This is a genomic window from Umezawaea beigongshangensis, assembly GCF_016464305.1.
GTDB lineage: Bacteria > Actinomycetota > Actinomycetes > Mycobacteriales > Pseudonocardiaceae > Umezawaea_A > Umezawaea_A beigongshangensis.
Genome location: NZ_JAEIOJ010000002.1, coordinates 534,719 through 550,856, shown reverse-complemented (window position 1 = coordinate 550,856; position 16,138 = coordinate 534,719). Strand labels below are relative to the sequence as shown.

The following is a 16,138-nucleotide window of genomic DNA, read 5'->3' as shown; positions in this document are numbered from 1 at the left end:
AGGTCCACTTTCGCGCCCGGGCGGGAATTCGGGCCCGATCCGGTCACTACCGTTGCCGGACATGGGACTGCGTCGTGATTCGACGGCACGAAGCCGGTTGTTCGGCGAGGAGCTGCGCGTTCGGCGCAGAGCGGCGGGGCTCGGCGGCAGCGCGCTCGCGGAGAGCCTCCGCTGGTCGTCCGCCAAGATCACCAAGTTGGAGTCGGGCGAGCGCGGGACCAGCGAGGTCGACGTCGCCGTCTACCTGACCAGGTGCGGTGTCGTCGGCGACGAGCTCGCCCGCCTCCTCGCCCTGCACCGCGGTGGTGAGAAGGACGTGTGGGTGCAACCCTTCGGGGCCGAACCCGCTGAGCGGGTGCGCACGCTCATGACCGAGGAGGCCCGCGCCACCGCCATCACCAGCTACGACTGCCTGCTGATTCCCGGACTCCTGCAATCGGCCGACTACACGAAAGCAGTGCTGCGCGGTGAGGACTCGCCGCTGCGCACCACGCGTCAAGAGGTGCTGCGACGGCCGAACCGACCGGACGCCGTCTTCTTCGTCGACGAACAGGTTCTCCGCCGCCCGGTGGGTGGCACCGGCGTCATGCACGACCAGCTCATGGCCCTGCTGTTCGCTCCGGCCGTGGTGCGGATCGTCCCGGTCGGTCCGATTCCCCACGGTGGTGTTCGGGAGGGAAGTTTCGTGCTGCTCGACAACGCGGACCACCGGCCGGTGGTCTACCTGGAGAACAAGGTGTCGAACGTGTTCCTGGAGAATCCGGCGCACGTGGCGGAGTACCGGACCACCGTGATGGAGCTGTCCGACCTCGCCCTCGGAGAGCCAGAATCGAGGGAGTTCGTGACCCGGCTGGCCGACGAGTACGGAGCGCTTCATGGCCGAAGTGATGACGTGGCGCAAGAGCAGCTACAGCGGTGGCAACGACGAGGGGAACTGCGTGGAGGTGGCCGTGTCCGTGGACCGGGCGCGGGTGCGTGACTCGAAGAACGCGGGGCCGCTGCTGGTGTTCCGGCCGTCGACGTGGCGGAAGTTCGTCGCCGGACTGCCTGCCCGGTAATCCGGTCGACGCCCGCTCGTCCGCACTGGCAAGATCGCGATCTCTCCGTGCCGGTGCGGCGCGGGTGTCGGACCGGAGGGGTCAACATGTCCGCGAGCACGCGCGCCGTGGTGGAGGAACTGCTCGGCCGGATCGGCGAGGGCGACGCCGAGCGCATCGCCGAGCTGTACGCCGAGCAGGTGGACTGGAAGGTGAACTGGCCGGAGGCCGAGCACGGCCGCGCCGCCACCCCGTGGATCCGCCACCGGTCCACGCGCGCCGACGCCGCCGCTCACTTCGGCGAACTGGTCGAGCACCACGTTCCCGGCGAGGCGGCCACCACGGTCGAGCGCGTGCTGGTCGACGGTGCCGACGCGGTCGTGCTCGGGGAGATCCGCCAGACCGCACGGTCCACGGGACGCGCCTACCGGGCCCGGTTCGCCCTGCACCTGACGGTCGAAGCGGGCCTCGTCGTCCGGCACCACGTCTACGAGGACAGCCTCGCCGTCGCCGGGGCCTTCAGCTAGTTCAGCACCCAGCGGTCGTCCTCGCGCACCAGGCGCACGTGCTCGCCGCCGGTCACCCCGTCCGCCTCCGGCGACAGATCCACAGCGGCCGAGTCGTCGGTGATCTGCACGTCGGTCACCTCGGCGTCCTCCAGCGCGGCGGCGCCGTCGCCGTCGGCGTCCGCGGCGGTGTCCTCGGAGGCGCGGTTGACGATCTCGACCACGTAGTTCTCGCAACCGCCGAGCGTGGCCTCCGCCTTCTCCACGACCTCCCGCGACAGCAGTCCGCACGCCCGCTCGGCGTCCCCGGCGACCAGCGCGTCCCACCACGCCTCGACGGTCTCCCGCGCGCCGTCCTCGCCGGGGTCGACGCCGATCTCCTCGACCGGGACGTGCTCGTCGCCGGGCTCGTCGCCGCGCGCGAACGACTGCGCCGACGCCGTCTGGGCGCTCGCCGTCCCGGCCGCGTCCTCGCCTCCGCTCACGACGTAGGTGACGACGGCTCCCACGACCACCAGCAGCAGCACGGCCACCACGACGAACGCCGCTCGCCCCGACCCCGGCCCGGCGAGCGGGTCGTCCTCGGAACGCCGTGCCAGCACGGCTTGCACGGCCGTGCGCAGCTCGGTGGCCACGTGCTCGTCGCGGGCGGACTCCGCCAGCGCCGAGGAGGCCATCCTCCTGCGGTCGTCGTCGCGCGGGTCCTCCTCGAAACCGGCGAGCACGGCCCCGCCCAGCTCGGTCCGCCCCAGGTGCTCCCGGACCAGCCGGTGCAGGCGCTCCGCGGCGTCCGCGGACTCCGGAACGGGGGTGACGAGGTGGTCGGCCACCAGGCGGACCGCCTGGGTGGCAATCGCGAGCGAGTCCATGCGCTTCCTCAACGACAGGTCGTGACGAGGCCGATCGGGGGATCGACCGGCCGAGTGTGGCGGAAGCGGCGAACCACCGGTTCCGCCGTTCGCGCGCGGAGACCCCGCCACTCGGAGCAAGCGGCGGGGCCTCGGACGTGCTGCGACGACTACTTCGCGGCCTTCAGCAGCTCGTCGACGTCCTTCGCCTCCAGCTGGCGGACGACCGTCAGCAGCAGCTCGCTGTAGGTGCGGAACGGGCTGACGTAGAACTTCCCGTCGACCTCGGTCGCGACCACGCCGACGCCCTCCTGCATGAGGCCGCTGGCCAGCCGGCCCATCACGTCGACGGCGGCGGGCGGCAGGTCGCTGCCACCCTGCTGCTCGATGAGCTGCGTGACCTCGTCGGCGCACAGCTTCTGCGAGTCGCCCTGCGCCGCCACCGTGTAGCAGTCGCCGTCGCGGGACACGTCGACCTTCTCGCCGTCGGCCTCGACCGACAGCTTCTTCACGGTCAGCAGGGTGCCGCCGGTGACCTCCTTCTCGTCGGTCTCCAGCGCCAGCAGCTTCGCGCCGGTCGGCGCGCTGCCGCCCATCTGCTCCACGAGCACGGGGCCGACGTCCTGGAGCACGCCCAGCTCGTCCGGCGGGAGCAGGGCGATGACCTTCTCCAGGTCGCTGTCGAGCGCGGCCTCGATCATCTGCTTGGCGGCGTCACCGGCGGAACCCGCACCGGCGGCGGCGATGCCGGTCGACGGCCACTTCAGGCCCTCCTCGGCGAGCGCGTAGTCCGCCAGCGTGTAGAAGATGCTCGGGTACCACTCGTCGCCGACCTTCACGGTCGCGATGCGGAAGGGCTCGCCGTCGTTCTCGTCGCGGATCTTCTGCGCGAGGTCGATCGTCTCGGTCTCGGGCGACTGCTGGTCGAACTCCGAGCCGAGCGCGTCGACGAGCTTGTCCGTCAACGGGATCTGCCGGACGTCGGACGTGACGGTGATCGTGCCCGCGGTCAGCTTGTTGATCGTGACGTGGTTGTTGACCTGCTCGGCCGCGCCCTCGTCGAAGGTGATGCCCTCGGCCTTGAACTCGACGCCGGTGACCTTGTTCGGGTCGGCCTCCGGCTTCAGGATCTCCAGCCGCTTCAGCTCCTGGACGGTCTGCTCGGTGTAGTCCTTGGAGAGCTTCGCCTCGGCGGGGGCCAGACCGTTCATGATGCCGATGACGTCGCCGCTGCCCAGCGAGTTCATCAGGTTGCTGGCTGCGGCGGCCGGGCTCGGCGCACCCGCGGCGGCGGAGTCGGAGCTGCGGATCGCCCAGACCGTCGCGACGGTGCCGGCGGCGAGCGCCACGACGGCCACGACCGACGTGATCACCAGTGCGGTGCGCTTCTTCTTCGGCTGCTGCCCGAACGGCTGCTGGCCGTACTGCGGCTGCTGCCCGAACTGCTGCTGACCGAACGGCTGCTGCCCGAACTGGGGCTGCTGACCGTGGGGCTGCTGGCCGAACGGCTGCTGCTGCCCGAACTGCTGGGGCTGCGGACCGGTGGGCGGGAACTGGCCGGTCTGGGGGTACTGGCCCGGCTGCCCCTGCACGGGCTGGGGACCGCTCGGCGGGTTGCCGCCGTACTGCTGCCCGAACTGCGGGTTCTGCTGCGGGTTCTGCGGAGACCAGTCGCCCCCGCCGCCACCTGGGTAGGTCACGGTGTTCCTCCTGAAGTGCTGACGTTCTTGCGGGCCCTCGTGATGAGCACGGTGATCGCCCCCGCGATCACCAGTGCGGCACCACCGAGGGTGACGACCGGCCCGGTACGGCTGATGCCGACCAGTGAACCCTCGTTGCCCCCTTGGACGGCAGCCAGTGCCGCCACCGTTCCCGTGATCGTGCCAAAGATAATCGCGAGCCACGCCCCGAATCGGTGGAATCGTGCCGCGAACAGCACCGCGCACAGCAGTGCGACGGGTGTCACGGCCACCCACGCGGCCCGCACCAGTTCGCCCGTCACATTGTCCAACCCGGCGAAACCACGTAGAGCGAGCACTTCGTAACTGGTTCTGGTCACAGTTCCGGAACGAAGCCAGGGGAGGAACGTCCCCGCCGCCGTCGTGACCAAGCCCACTGCGGCGCAACCTGCACCAATCCACGTTCTGCGCACGCGCACACCGTCTCACGCCCGGACGCCGGCCGAGTGGTGTTCTCGCTGGCGCGCGTGCGACCGTGGGGCGTGCACGACAGCAGGAAAACAACGGCGGCGAGGACCGCGTTCGCCTCCGCTCACCGCATCACCGCGCTCACCGGAGCCGGCGTGTCGACGGATTCCGGAATTCCCGACTTCCGCGGTTCCGCCGGTTCGCGGACGGCCGACGTCGACACCGGTCGCGGATTCACGCTCGACGCCTACGCCCGTGACCGCGAGGTGCGCCGCGCGTCCTGGCGCTTCCGCCTCGACCACCCCGCGTGGTCGGCCGCGCCGAACGCCGCGCACCGCGCGCTGGTGGAGCTGGAGCGGTCGGGGAGGTTGCGGGCCCTGCTCACGCAGAACGTCGACGGACTGCACGGGGCCGCGGGGTCGGACCCCGCGCTCGTCGTGGAGCTGCACGGCTCGCTCTTCGGCACCGTGTGCCTGTCCTGCGGCGCGCGCGGCGCGATGAGCGACGCGCTGGACCGGGTGCGGGCGGGGGAGGAGGACCCGGACTGCTGGACGTGCTGCGGTGTCCTCGCGTCCACGACCGTCCCCTTCGGGCAGCCGCTGGACGCCGACGTGCTGCGCCGGGCCCGCACGGCGGCCGTGGACTGCGACCTGATGCTCGTCGCGGGCACCTCGCTGCTGGTCGAGCCGGCCGCGAGCCTGGTCGACCTGGCGCGCAGAGCGGGCGCGACCGTCGTGGTCTGCAACGCGGAGCCGACGCCCTGCGACGACCTGGCGGCCGTGGTGCTGCGCGCGCCCGTCGCCGAGGTGCTGCCCGAACTGGCCGCGGTTCCCTTCACCGGCGCCGGGACCTACCGCTCGTGGGGCGACCCGAGCACGTGGTGATCGCCGTCACCCTCCTCTAGTGTCCAGGTCACCCGGAGCACGTGGAGGTGCTGGGATGCGCGTTCCCCTGACCGTCGCCGACTTCCTGGACCGGGCGGAGGTCGTGTTCGCCGACACCACCGCGGTCGTGGACGAGCCGGGGCAGCCGGCCGCGCCCGTGCCCGCGACGACCTACGGCGAGCTGGCCGTCCGCGCTCGCGCCTGGCAGGCGGGGCTGGACGCGCTGGGCGTCGGCGAGGGCGAGCGGGTCGCGGTGGTCAGCCACAACTCCGCGCGACTGCTGGAACTGCTGCACGCCGTGCCCGCGAGCGGCCGGGTGTGCGTGCCGATCAACTTCCGGCTCCGTCGCGACGAGGTGTCCTACGTCGTCGAGCACAGCGGCGCGTCGGTGCTGCTCGTCGACCCCGAGCTGGACGCGGCGCTGGCCGGGGTGACCGCGCCCCACCGCTTCGTCCTCGGCGAGCGGACCGACGCGGAGCTGATGCGCTTCGGCGTCGAACCGGTGCCCTGGAGCGCGCCGGACGAGGACGCCACGGCCACGATCAACTACACCTCCGGCACGACCGCGCGTCCCAAGGGCGTGCGGCTGACCCACCGCAACCTCTGGCTGAACGCCGTCACCTTCGCGATGCACACCCGCCTCTGGGAGCGGGACGTCTACCTGCACGTGCTGCCGATGTTCCACTGCAACGGCTGGGGGATGCCGTTCGGGCTGGCCGGGCTCGGCGTGCCGCAGGTGGTGCTGCGCAAGGTCGACGGAGCGGAGATCCTGCGCCGGGTCCGGGACCACGGCGTGACCCTGATGTGCGGTGCGCCCGCCGTGTGGAACGCGGTGCTCGACGCCGCGCAGACGTGGGAGGGCGAGATCCCCGGCCGCGACCGGGTGCGCGTCGTCGTCGCGGGCGCACCGCCGCCCAGCCGCACCATCGAGCGGGTGCTCGACGAGCTGGGCTGGGAGTTCCTCCAGATCTACGGGCTGACCGAGACCTCGCCGCTGCTCACGGTCAACCGCACCCGCCCGCAGGACGTGGACCTGCCCGTGGCCGAGCGCGCCCGCTCGCTGTCGCGCGCCGGAGCCCCCGCGCTGGGGGCGCGGCTGCGGATCTCCGGGGACGGCGAGGTGCTCGCCCGCTCCAACGTCGTCATGGACGGCTACTGGGACGACCCGGACGCCACGGCGCGGGCGCTGGAGGACGGGTGGTTCCACACCGGTGACGGCGGCCACCTCGACTCCGACGGCCACCTCACGATCTCCGACCGGAAGAAGGACGTGATCATCACCGGCGGGGAGAACGTGTCGTCCACCGAGGTCGAGGACGCCCTCTTCGCCCATCCGGCCGTGGCCGAGGTGGCGGTGATCGGCGTGCCGCACGAGCGGTGGGGCGAGACGGTCACGGCGCTCGTCGTGCTCGCGGAGGGCGCCGCGGCCACGGAGGCGGAGCTGATCGCGCACTGCAAGGACCGGCTCGCCGGGTACAAGGCGCCCACGTCGGTGGAGTTCCGCGCGGAGATCCCGCGCACGGCCACCGGCAAGATCCAGAAGTTCAAGCTCCGGGCTCCCTACTGGGAGGATCCGGAGCGCGGCGTGGACTAGGGACCGTCCAGCCGCTCTCCACCGACCGGCGGCACCTGGCCGGGTCGTCTCCCGTGCTGACGAACAGCGCGGCCAGCAGGGATGCGGTGTGGTCGAGCGTCTGGTGCGGCAGGGGGCCGTTGGCGACCAGTGAGACCAGCCCGTGGGTGACGGCCCAGCTCTGGGTGGCCAGCTCCAGCGGGACGGTGCCCGCGCGGAAGCGCCCGGCCGCCCTGCCCCGGTCGGCGGCCTGGACCATGTGCTCCAGCGTCGCGTCCGCGGCCGCGAGGTCCTCCAGGTCGAAGTTCGCGTCGAACATGACCCGGTACAGGTCGGGGTGGTCCAGGGCGTTGCCGACGTAGGCGGAGACCAGGGCGGTCAGGTCCAGCACCGGGTCCTCGGACGTGGGCACCGCCGCGAACCTCGCCGCGAGACGGGTGAAGCCCTCCTGCCGCACGGCCTTCCACATGCCGTCCATGCCGCCGAAGTGCGTGTAGACGGCCATCGTCGAGACGCAGGTCCCGGCCACCAGTGAGCGCAGGGTGATGGGCTCGCGGGTGCGGAGCATGTGCGCGGCGCGTTCGACGAGCAGCGTGCGGACCGCCGGATCCTTCGACCTGGGCATGGCGTCAGGTTACATAGCATTGCAGTGCTATGGTTCAGAGGTCCGGATCTCCGGACTCTCACGACGAGGAGTCAGCATGGCCATCACCCTGGTGAACCCCGAAGGACTGCCGAAGGTCGACGTCTACCGCCAGGTGTCGGTCGCCACGGGATCGAAGCTGGTGTTCGTCGCCGGTCAGGTCGCCCGCGACGCCGACGGCAACCGGATCGGCGAGGGCGACCTGGCCGCCCAGCTCGAACAGTGCTACCTGAACGTCGCCACCGCGCTGGCCGGGGTCGGTGCCTCCTTCGACGACGTCGCGAAGCTGACGGTCTACGTCGTCGACTGGACCGCGGACAAGATGCCCCTGTTCCTGGAGGGCGTCGCGCGGGCCTCCGCCAAGCTGGGGGGCACTCCGGTCCCGCCCGGCACGCTGATCGGCGTCGCCGCGCTGGCCGAGCCGGACCTCCTGGTCGAGGTCGAGGCCACCGCGGTCGCCGACTGAACGCGCACAGCTCTGCCGTGACCGGGAAGAACACGAGCCCGCGGGCTCCTGGCGAGGAGGAAGAATGACCATCACCCTGGTGAACCCCAGCGGCTTGCCGCAGGTCGAGGCGTACCGGCAGGTGTCGGTGGCCACCGGGTCGAGGCTGGTGTCCATCGCGGGCCAGGTCGCCTGGGACGCCGACGGGAACACGGTCGGCGTGGGCGACCTGGCCGCTCAGGTCGAGCAGTGCTACCTGAACGTCGCCACCGCGCTGGCCGGGGTCGGCGGTTCCTTCGGCGACGTGGCGAAGCTGACCGTCTACGTCTCCGACTGGCACCTCGACAAGATGCCGCTGCTGATGGAGGGGATCGCCAGGGCGGGGGAGAAGCTGGGAGCCGTCCCGATCCCCCCGATCACGCTGGTGGGCATCGCCGCCCCCTTCACCCCCGACCTCCTGGTGGAGGTCGACGCCACCGCGGTCCTCGACTGACCGCCGGGCGCTCGTCGCGTCCTCCGGGTGCCGCGACTCGTGCGAACCCGGAGGTTTGCGGTGATCGGTGTGACACGAGTGGTTGACGATGTCTCCGTTCCTCCTGTGACGAGTGGAAAGACCACGAACCCGGTGGCACGCTCTCGGAGGGTGTCCGCACGACGCCGTTCGGTGCACACCGGATCGGCCGTTCGGTCGGGAGGAGTGGTCTTGTTCGTACGACGGGGTGTGGTCCGATCGGCGGTGTCCGCCGTTCTCGCGCTGGTGATCGTGCTGGTGCTGGGAGGTCGGGCGGTCGCCGCCCCACCACCGCCGAACCCCGGCGACGCCGAGCTCGGCGCCGGACGTGCCGAGGCCGACGAGAGGGCGGGCCGGGTCGGTGAGCTGACCGGCCGCCTCACCGGAGCCAGGGCGCTCCTGCACCAGCTCGGCGACGACGTCGCGCGGGCCATGGAGGACACGAACAAGGCCCTCGTCGACGTGGAGAACGCGCGGGCCGAGGCGGCGCGTGCCGCCGCGGAGGCCGAGGCGGCGCGCGCCGAGGCCGACGCGGCGGCCGCGTCCGTCGAGGAGGGACGCGACCAGCTCGACGAGTTCGCGGGCGCCAGCTTCCAGCAGGGCAGCACGGTCGGGTCGATCACCGCGTTCGTCGGTGCTCGCAGCCCGGAGGACCTGTTGGCCAGGGCGCAGATGCTGGAGGCCGTCAGCGGTTCGGGCCTCGACGCGATGGAGCAGCTGGAGCGCGCCCGCACCGAGCAGGGCAACAAGGACGCCGCCGCCCGTGCCGCCCTCGGTCTCGCCGAGGAGAAGCGGGCGGCGGCGGACCGGGCCGCGCACGAGGCCGACGCGGCGCAGCGGGCCGCCGTGCGGGCGCGGCAGGAGCAGGAGTCCCGCGCCGCGGAGGTCGAGCGCGACCGCGCGGCCGTCGAGGCGGAACTGGTGCGGGCGCACGAGGCCGTCGGCGGTCTGGAGGCGCAGCGCGGTCAGTACGCCGCGTGGGACGCGGCTCGCCGGGCCGAGGAGGAGGCGGCGGCGCGTGCCGCCGCGGAAGCCGTGACCCCGGTCGCTCCGCCGCCCGCTCCGCCCGTTCCGCCCGCGCCGTCACCCGTTCCGCCGCCCGCGCCGAGGCCGGTCGCGGTGACCGCTCCGGTGCAGCAGCACGTCGCCCCCGCCCCCGCGCCGGTCGGTGACGTGGAGGTCGTGATCGCGCGGGCGCTGCGGCAGCTCGGCGTGCGGTACTCCTGGGGCGGCGGCAACTACGACGGCCCCACGATCGGCATTCGCGACGGAGGTGTGGCCGACTCCTTCGGCGACTACCGCAGCGTGGGCTTCGACTGCTCCGGCCTGATGATGTACGCGTTCGCCGGCGCGGGCGTCCGCCTGCCGCACTACAGCGGTTACCAGTACACGGCCGGTCGCCGGGTGCCCCTGGCCCAGGCCAGACGCGGCGACATGCTGTTCTGGGGCCCGAACGGCGGCACGCACGTCGCCCTGTACCTGGGCGACGGGATGATGGTCGAGGCCCCGCACTCCGGCGCGAGCGTCCGCGTGGCCCCGGTCCGCTACGGCGGGATCGTCCCCCACGCCACCCGCCTCCTCTGAGTTGAGCGTTCAGGCACCCCGAGTGGAGCGTTCGAGCACCCCGAGTGGAGCGTTTGGGACCGGTGAGCGCATTCGGCGTGCTCGACCGCCCCGCTCGCGGGGTTAGGGTGCCGGTGTGACGGGGTGGAGCGCGGTGGTCCTCGCCGGTGGGAGCGGGACCAGGCTCGGCGGGGTGGACAAGGCCGCGATCGAGATCGGCGGGCGCACCCTGCTCGACCGGCTCGTCGGCGTCCTGGACGACGCCGAGCGGATCGTCGTGGTCGGGCCGGAGCGCGCCGTCCGCGGCGACGTGACGTGGGCGCGCGAGGACCCGCCGGGCGGCGGACCGCTGGCCGGGGTCGCCGCGGGGCTGGCGCACGTGGAGACCCGACACGTCGTGCTGCTCGCCGTCGACCAGCCCGGCACGACCTCCGCCACGATCACCCGGCTCCTGGACCGGATCGGCGTCGACGGCGCGCTGCTGGTCGACGCCGACGGCCGCGCGCAGTGGCTCACCAGCGCGTGGCGCGCGAAGGCCCTGCGCGCCGCGCTGCCCGCCGACCCGGCCGGACGGTCGCTGCGCTCGGTGCTGGGCGCGCTGGACGCCGTCCTCGTCCCCGCCGAGCCCGGCGAGAGCGACGACGTCGACACCCCCGCCGATCTGGCGAGGTTCACCTGATCCCCCGATCTCCGCCGCGCTCTCCGCGTTCCGGCGGGAGATCGCGGTTCGCCCGGCCGTCCTGACAGGACCCTTCACAGGCGTCTCACCGGGCGACGGGTTGACTGTGCGCGCGGACCGTCGGGTTCGCACGCACAGCTCCGCCGCAGTAGGAGGTTCGCACGTGACCGAGTCCGGTCCCGGTCCCGAGGGTTCGGTGAGCGCTCAGCAGGGCCCGAACAGCCCCGCTCGCGACGCCCAGCTCCTCGAACGCACCGTGTTCGAGGTCAAGCGCGTGATCGTCGGGCAGGACCGGTTGGTCGAGCGGATGCTCGTGGGCCTGCTCGCCAAGGGGCACCTGCTGCTCGAGGGCGTGCCCGGCGTCGCGAAGACCCTGGCCGTGGAGACGTTCGCGACCGTCGTCGGCGGCACGTTCTCCCGCGTGCAGTTCACCCCCGACCTGGTGCCCGCCGACATCCTGGGCACCCGCATCTACCGGCAGAGCACCGAGAGCTTCGACGTCGAGCTCGGCCCGGTGGTGGCGAACTTCGTCCTCGCCGACGAGATCAACCGCGCGCCCGCCAAGGTCCAGTCCGCGATGCTGGAGGTCATGGCCGAGCGGCACGTCTCCATCGGCGGCAAGACCTTCCCGATGCCCACCCCGTTCCTGGTCCTGGCGACGCAGAACCCGATCGAGAACGAGGGCGTCTACCCGCTGCCCGAGGCGCAGCGCGACCGCTTCCTGTTCAAGATCCAGGTCGAGTACCCGTCGGCCGAGGAGGAGCGGGAGATCGTCTACCGCATGGGCGTCGAAGCGCCCGTGCCGTCGCAGGTCCTCAGCCCCGAGGAGCTGACCCGCCTCCAGGGCGTCGCGTCCCGCGTCTTCGTGCACCACGCGCTGGTCGACTACGTCGTCCGCCTGGTCATCGCCACCCGCGCGCCCAACGAGCACGGACTCGCCGACGTCGCCAGCTGGGTCGCCTACGGGGCCTCGCCGCGTGCGAGCCTCGGCATCATCGCCGCCGCCCGCGCCCTCGCGCTGGTCCGCGGCCGCGACTACGTGCTGCCGCAGGACGTGGTGGACGTGGTGCCCGACGTGCTGCGCCACCGCCTCGTGCTGTCCTACGACGCGCTCGCCGACTCGGTTCCGCTGGACCACATCATCACCAGGGTGTTGCAGACCGTTCCGCTCCCGCAGGTCTCCGCGCGGCCTCAGCCCAGCGGGCAGCCGATGGCGCCGGCCGTGCACCCCGCGCAGGCCGGGACGAACGGGCGGCCGTGACCCAGCGCGAGACCGCCGAGGACCCCGCCGTCGGTTCCGGACGGCCGTCGTGGGCGCCGCCGGTGATGCACGGCGGCCGCATGGAGGCCGCGCTGCGCACCATGGAGCTGGAGGTCAGGCGCAGGCTCGACGGCCTGCTCCAGGGCAACCACCTCGGTCTGGTGCCGGGGCCGGGCTCCGAGCCGGGCGAGGCGCGGCCCTACCAGCCCGGTGACGACGTGCGCCGGATGGACTGGGCGGTCACCGCCCGCACCACCGTGCCGCACATCCGCGAGACCGTCGCCGACCGCGAGCTGGAGACCTGGCTCGCCGTCGACCTGTCGCCCAGCCTCGACTTCGGCACCGCCGCGTGCGAGAAGCGCGACCTCGCGGTGGCCGCCACCTCCGCCGTCACGCACCTCACCAGCGGCGGAGGCAACCGCATCGGCGCGATCGTGTCCACCGGCGAGACCGTCGTGCGGGTCCCGGCCCGCGGCGGCCTCGCGCACGCCCGAGGTCTCGTCCGCAAGGTCGCGGAGACGCCGCGCGCCGCCGAGGGCACCCGCGGCGACCTGGCCGCCGTGCTGGAGCAGCTCCGCCGTCCTCCCCGTCGCCGCGGCCTCGTCGTGGTGATCTCCGACTTCCTCGGCGACACGGGGTGGCAGCGTCCGCTGCGCGCCCTGTCGGCCCGCCACGACCTGATCGCGGTGGAGGTCGTCGACCCGCGCGACGTGGACCTGCCCGAGGTGGGCACGGTCGTGCTCTCCGACCCGGAGAGCGGACGCCAGCGCGAGGTCACCGCGTCGCCGCTGCTGCGCAGGGAGTTCGCCGCCGCCGCCGCGGAGCACCGCTCCGACGTGGCAGTCGGGCTGCGCCGCGCCGGAGCGGGGCACCTGGTGCTGCGCACCGACTCGGACTGGATCGCCGACACAGTCCGCTTCGTGGTCGCCCGCAAGCGGCGCTGGTCCGGAGGAGTCGCCTGATGGCCGGGCCCAGCCTCACCGGGTTCACCTCGCCCTGGTGGTTCCTGCTGCTGATCGTCGTCGCGGCGCTCGGCGCGGGGTACGTGGTGCTGCAACGGGTGCGCCGCAAGCGCGTCCTGCGCTTCACCAACCTGGAGCTGCTGGAGCGCGTCGCGCCCAAGCGGCCCGGCTGGCCGGTGCACGTGCCCGCCGCGTTCCTGCTGGTGGCGTTCGTGCTGCTCACGATCGCGCTGGCCGGTCCCACCGCGGAGCAGCGGGTGCCGCGCAACCGCGCCACGGTCATGCTCGTCGTCGACACCTCGCTGTCGATGATGGCGACCGACATCCAGCCCAGCAGGCTGGAGGCCGCGCAGGTCGCCGCGAAGTCCTTCGCCGACGGGCTCACCCCCGGCATCAACCTCGGCCTCATCTCCTTCGCCGGTTCGGCCACCGTGCTGGTCGCGCCGACCACCGACCGCGACGCGGTCACCGGCGGCATCGACGGCCTCAAACTGGCCCAGTCGACCGCCACGGGCGACGCGATCGTGGCCGCGATGGCCGCCATCGACTCGTTCGGCAAGGTCGTCGGGGGAGCGGAGGGGCCGCCGCCGTCGCGGATCGTGCTCATGACCGACGGCAAGGAGACCGTCGGCACGCGCAAGGCGTTCGACGCGGCGGAGGACGCGAAGAAGGCGGGCGTTCCGATCTCCACGATCTCCTTCGGCACGTCCAGGGGCGTCGTCGACATCGACGGGCGCAGCCAGGAGGTGCCGGTGGACGACGAGTCGATGAGGGAGATCGCCGAGATCTCCGGCGGCGAGTTCTTCAAGGCCGCGAGCGCCGAGGAGCTGCGCCGCGTCTACGACACCCTCGGCGAGCAGATCGGCTACGAGAAGAAGCAGGCCGACGCGAGCAAGCCCTGGCTGGTCATGGGCACGATCGCCGCCCTGATCGCCGCGGCCGGTTCGCTGCTCCTGTCCCAGCGTCTTCCCTGAACGCTCCGCTCGGGGTGCTCGAACGCTCCACCCGGGGTGCCTGAACGGTCGACTCGGGGTGCTCGAACGGGCGACTCGCGGGCGGTGCTGGAGTGTCGGGGCTGGGCCCTACACTCCGGCACATGGTTTTTCCCGGCTCCGCGCACCTGGACGATCCCGGCCCCGAGGAGCCCGTGGAGGACTGGGGGTCCGGAGACTGGGGGCCGCCGGAGGACCTCGGACCCGAGGAGTCCGCGCCGAGCGACTGGGAGACCGCGCAGTGGGCCGCCGGGGGCGGCGAGCGACCGAAGACGGCCGAGGAGGCGCTCAACCGGATCTTCGGCTACGACGCGTTCCGGGGTGAGCAGCAGAGCATCATCGACCACGTCGTGTCCGGTGGCGACGCGCTCGTGCTCATGCCCACCGGCGGCGGAAAGTCCCTGTGCTACCAGATCCCCGCGCTGGTCCGCGACGGCGTGGGCGTGGTCGTCTCCCCGCTCATCGCCCTCATGCAGGACCAGGTCGACGCGCTGACCGCGCTCGGCGTGCGGGCGGGTTTCCTCAACTCCACCCAGGACTTCGAGGAGCGCCGGGTCGTCGAGGCGCAGTTCCTCTCCGGTGAGCTGGACCTGCTCTACCTCGCGCCGGAACGGTTGAAGGTCGAGTCCACGGTGCAGCTCCTGCAACGCGGCACCATCTCGCTGTTCGCCATCGACGAGGCGCACTGCGTCGCCCAGTGGGGCCACGACTTCCGGCCCGACTACCTCGCGCTGTCCGCGCTGCACGAGCGCTGGCCGACCGTGCCGCGCATCGCGCTGACCGCGACCGCCACCAGGACCACCCACACCGAGATCGCCACCCGGTTGAAGCTGGAGGACGCCAAGCACTTCGTCGCCAGCTTCGACCGGCCCAACATCCAGTACCGCATCGAGCAGAAGAACGAGCCGCGCAAGCAGCTCCTGGACCTGCTGCGCTCCGAGCACGCCGGTGACGCGGGCATCGTCTACTGCCTGTCGCGCGCGTCCGTGGAGAAGACCGCGGAGTTCCTGGTGGCCAACGGCATCGAGGCCGTTCCGTACCACGCGGGGCTCGACGCGCGGACCCGCGCGACCAACCAGTCCCGGTTCCTGCGCGAGGACGGGCTCGTCGTCGTCGCCACGATCGCCTTCGGCATGGGCATCGACAAGCCGGACGTGCGGTTCGTCGCCCACCTCGACCTGCCGAAGTCCGTCGAGGGCTACTACCAGGAGACCGGCCGCGCGGGCCGCGACGGCCTGCCGTCGACCGCGTGGCTCGCCTACGGCCTCCAGGACGTCGTGCAGCAGCGCAAGATGATCGACACCTCGGAGGGCGACGACGCCCACCGCCGCAGGCTCGCCACGCACCTGGAGGCGATGCTCGCGCTGTGCGAGACGGTCGAGTGCCGCCGCGTCCAGCTGCTGAAGTACTTCGGCCAGGACAGCACGGCGTGCGGCAACTGCGACACCTGCCTCACGCCGCCGGAGTCGTGGGACGGCACCGTGGCCGCGCAGAAGCTGCTCTCCACGGTGTTCCGGCTCGACCGCGAGCGGCGGCAGAAGTTCGGCGCCGGTCAGGCCGTCGACATCCTGCTGGGCCGCAAGACCGCCAAGGTGATCCAGCACGACCACGACACGCTGTCGGTGTTCGGCATCGGCGCCGAGCTGAACGAGAGCCAGTGGCGCGGCGTCGTCCGCCAGCTCCTCGCGCAGGGGCTGCTCGCCGTGCAGGGCGACTACGGCACGCTCGTGCTGACCGAGGGCAGCGCGGAGGTGCTGGGCCGCCGCAGGGAGGTCGTGCTGCGCCGCGAGCGGGAGCGCCCGGCGAGGGCGGCCCGGACCAGGTCGTCGTCCTCGTCGGCACGCAAGGCCGAGCCCGTGGACCTGCCCGCCGAGGCGGTCCCGGTGTTCGAGCAGCTCCGCGCGTGGCGTGCCGCCACGGCCAAGGAGCAGGGCGTGCCCGCGTACGTGATCTTCCACGACGCGACGCTGCGCGAGATCGCCGCCCGTGCGCCGTCGACGCTCGCCGAGCTGAGCGCGGTCAACGGCGTCGGCGAGAACAAGCTGGCGAAGTACGGCCAGCAGATCCTGGACACGCTCAACGCCTGA

Annotated in this window: 17 protein-coding genes; 13 read left to right on the top strand and 4 right to left on the bottom strand. The window is 72.5% G+C overall.

All coding sequences use genetic code 11. From position 1 onward, the window contains the following. Positions 1-61 precede the first annotated feature (61 nt). The 3 genes from IMZ35_RS30450 to IMZ35_RS07060 all read left to right on the top strand — a co-directional run bounded on the left by IMZ35_RS30450 (position 62) and on the right by IMZ35_RS07060 (position 1,564). On the top strand, positions 62-979 hold the full coding sequence (locus IMZ35_RS30450; RefSeq protein ID WP_307867831.1) for a helix-turn-helix domain-containing protein: 918 nt from the start codon (positions 62-64) through the stop codon (positions 977-979). Next, positions 939-1,058: a DUF397 domain-containing protein gene (locus IMZ35_RS07065; RefSeq protein WP_307867830.1), complete on the top strand. Its 120-nt coding sequence runs from the start codon at positions 939-941 to the stop codon at positions 1,056-1,058. Before IMZ35_RS30450 ends, IMZ35_RS07065 begins: the two co-directional genes overlap by 41 nt. Positions 1,059-1,144: 86 nt before the next feature. Further along, positions 1,145-1,564 carry a nuclear transport factor 2 family protein gene (locus tag IMZ35_RS07060; protein ID WP_199440086.1) on the top strand — a complete coding sequence of 140 codons (420 nt, stop codon included), beginning with the start codon at positions 1,145-1,147 and terminating at the stop codon, positions 1,562-1,564. Here IMZ35_RS07060 and IMZ35_RS07055 read toward each other — a convergent pair. The 3 genes from IMZ35_RS07055 to IMZ35_RS07045 form a co-directional block, all read right to left on the bottom strand. Further along, positions 1,561-2,412: a hypothetical protein gene (locus tag IMZ35_RS07055; protein ID WP_199440085.1), complete on the bottom strand. Its 852-nt coding sequence runs from the start codon at positions 2,410-2,412 to the stop codon at positions 1,561-1,563. The two genes, IMZ35_RS07060 and IMZ35_RS07055, sit on opposite strands and share 4 nt — an antisense overlap. A gap of 149 nt (positions 2,413-2,561) precedes the next feature. Then, positions 2,562-4,091, bottom strand: a complete 1,530-nt coding sequence (locus IMZ35_RS07050; protein WP_199440084.1) for a DUF3824 domain-containing protein — start codon at positions 4,089-4,091, stop codon at positions 2,562-2,564. Then, positions 4,088-4,450 carry a hypothetical protein gene (locus IMZ35_RS07045; protein WP_199440083.1) on the bottom strand — a complete coding sequence of 121 codons (363 nt, stop codon included), beginning with the start codon at positions 4,448-4,450 and terminating at the stop codon, positions 4,088-4,090. Before IMZ35_RS07045 ends, IMZ35_RS07050 begins: the two co-directional genes overlap by 4 nt. Before the next feature lie 243 nt (positions 4,451-4,693). Between IMZ35_RS07045 and IMZ35_RS07040 the strand changes: the two genes are divergently transcribed. Beyond that, the gene (locus IMZ35_RS07040; RefSeq protein ID WP_307867829.1) at positions 4,694-5,422 is read left to right on the top strand and encodes an SIR2 family NAD-dependent protein deacylase; all 729 of its coding nucleotides are present in this window, start codon (positions 4,694-4,696) and stop codon (positions 5,420-5,422) included. Between the two features lie 55 nt (positions 5,423-5,477). Next, positions 5,478-7,016 carry an AMP-binding protein gene (locus tag IMZ35_RS07035; protein ID WP_199440082.1) on the top strand — a complete coding sequence of 513 codons (1,539 nt, stop codon included), beginning with the start codon at positions 5,478-5,480 and terminating at the stop codon, positions 7,014-7,016. Here IMZ35_RS07035 and IMZ35_RS07030 read toward each other — a convergent pair. Continuing rightward, positions 6,967-7,620 (bottom strand): TetR/AcrR family transcriptional regulator, encoded by a 654-nt coding sequence (locus tag IMZ35_RS07030; protein ID WP_199440081.1) that lies wholly within the window; start codon positions 7,618-7,620, stop codon positions 6,967-6,969. The genes IMZ35_RS07035 and IMZ35_RS07030 overlap by 50 nt on opposite strands. A 76-nt stretch (positions 7,621-7,696) precedes the next feature. Here IMZ35_RS07030 and IMZ35_RS07025 point away from each other — a divergent pair, with 76 nt between their 5' ends. The 8 genes from IMZ35_RS07025 (at position 7,697) to recQ (ending at position 16,138) form a co-directional block, all read left to right on the top strand. Beyond that, complete coding sequence (locus IMZ35_RS07025) at positions 7,697-8,104, top strand: RidA family protein (RefSeq protein WP_199440080.1); 408 nt, start codon at positions 7,697-7,699, stop codon at positions 8,102-8,104. A 64-nt stretch (positions 8,105-8,168) separates the two neighbouring features. Then, positions 8,169-8,576, top strand: a complete 408-nt coding sequence (locus IMZ35_RS07020; protein WP_199440079.1) for a RidA family protein — start codon at positions 8,169-8,171, stop codon at positions 8,574-8,576. A 204-nt stretch (positions 8,577-8,780) separates the two neighbouring features. Further along, a complete protein-coding gene (locus tag IMZ35_RS07015) occupies positions 8,781-10,178 on the top strand; it encodes an NlpC/P60 family protein (RefSeq protein ID WP_438816832.1) in 1,398 nt (465 codons plus the stop codon). Positions 10,179-10,293: 115 nt separating this feature from the next. Next, entirely contained in the window at positions 10,294-10,836 is a 543-nt protein-coding gene (gene mobA, locus IMZ35_RS07010; protein ID WP_199440078.1) for a molybdenum cofactor guanylyltransferase, read from the top strand. Positions 10,837-10,999: 163 nt separating this feature from the next. Beyond that, positions 11,000-12,097: an AAA family ATPase gene (locus IMZ35_RS07005; RefSeq protein WP_307867828.1), complete on the top strand. Its 1,098-nt coding sequence runs from the start codon at positions 11,000-11,002 to the stop codon at positions 12,095-12,097. A gap of 65 nt (positions 12,098-12,162) precedes the next feature. Continuing rightward, complete coding sequence (locus tag IMZ35_RS07000; RefSeq protein ID WP_199440348.1) at positions 12,163-13,059, top strand: DUF58 domain-containing protein; 897 nt, start codon at positions 12,163-12,165, stop codon at positions 13,057-13,059. Further along, positions 13,059-14,033 carry a VWA domain-containing protein gene (locus tag IMZ35_RS06995; RefSeq protein WP_199440077.1) on the top strand — a complete coding sequence of 325 codons (975 nt, stop codon included), beginning with the start codon at positions 13,059-13,061 and terminating at the stop codon, positions 14,031-14,033. The genes IMZ35_RS07000 and IMZ35_RS06995 overlap by 1 nt, the downstream gene beginning before the upstream one ends. A 122-nt stretch (positions 14,034-14,155) precedes the next feature. Further along, positions 14,156-16,138, top strand: coding sequence for a DNA helicase RecQ (gene recQ, locus IMZ35_RS06990; protein ID WP_229370849.1), 1,983 nt, complete (start codon positions 14,156-14,158; stop codon positions 16,136-16,138).

Excerpts from the sequence above, each read along its gene's own strand:
- IMZ35_RS30450 (WP_307867831.1), top strand. The coding sequence starts at position 62 with ATGGGACTGCGTCGTGATTCGACGGCACGAAGCCGGTTGTTCGGCGAG.
- IMZ35_RS07060 (WP_199440086.1), top strand. The coding sequence starts at position 1,145 with ATGTCCGCGAGCACGCGCGCCGTGGTGGAGGAACTGCTCGGCCGGATC.
- IMZ35_RS07055 (WP_199440085.1), bottom strand. The coding sequence starts at position 2,412 with ATGGACTCGCTCGCGATTGCCACCCAGGCGGTCCGCCTGGTGGCCGAC.
- IMZ35_RS07035 (WP_199440082.1), top strand. The coding sequence starts at position 5,478 with ATGCGCGTTCCCCTGACCGTCGCCGACTTCCTGGACCGGGCGGAGGTC.
- IMZ35_RS07030 (WP_199440081.1), bottom strand. The coding sequence starts at position 7,620 with ATGCCCAGGTCGAAGGATCCGGCGGTCCGCACGCTGCTCGTCGAACGC.
- IMZ35_RS07025 (WP_199440080.1), top strand. The coding sequence starts at position 7,697 with ATGGCCATCACCCTGGTGAACCCCGAAGGACTGCCGAAGGTCGACGTC.
- IMZ35_RS07020 (WP_199440079.1), top strand. The coding sequence starts at position 8,169 with ATGACCATCACCCTGGTGAACCCCAGCGGCTTGCCGCAGGTCGAGGCG.
- IMZ35_RS07000 (WP_199440348.1), top strand. The coding sequence starts at position 12,163 with ATGCACGGCGGCCGCATGGAGGCCGCGCTGCGCACCATGGAGCTGGAG.
- IMZ35_RS06995 (WP_199440077.1), top strand. The coding sequence starts at position 13,059 with ATGGCCGGGCCCAGCCTCACCGGGTTCACCTCGCCCTGGTGGTTCCTG.
- recQ (WP_229370849.1), top strand. The coding sequence starts at position 14,156 with ATGGTTTTTCCCGGCTCCGCGCACCTGGACGATCCCGGCCCCGAGGAG.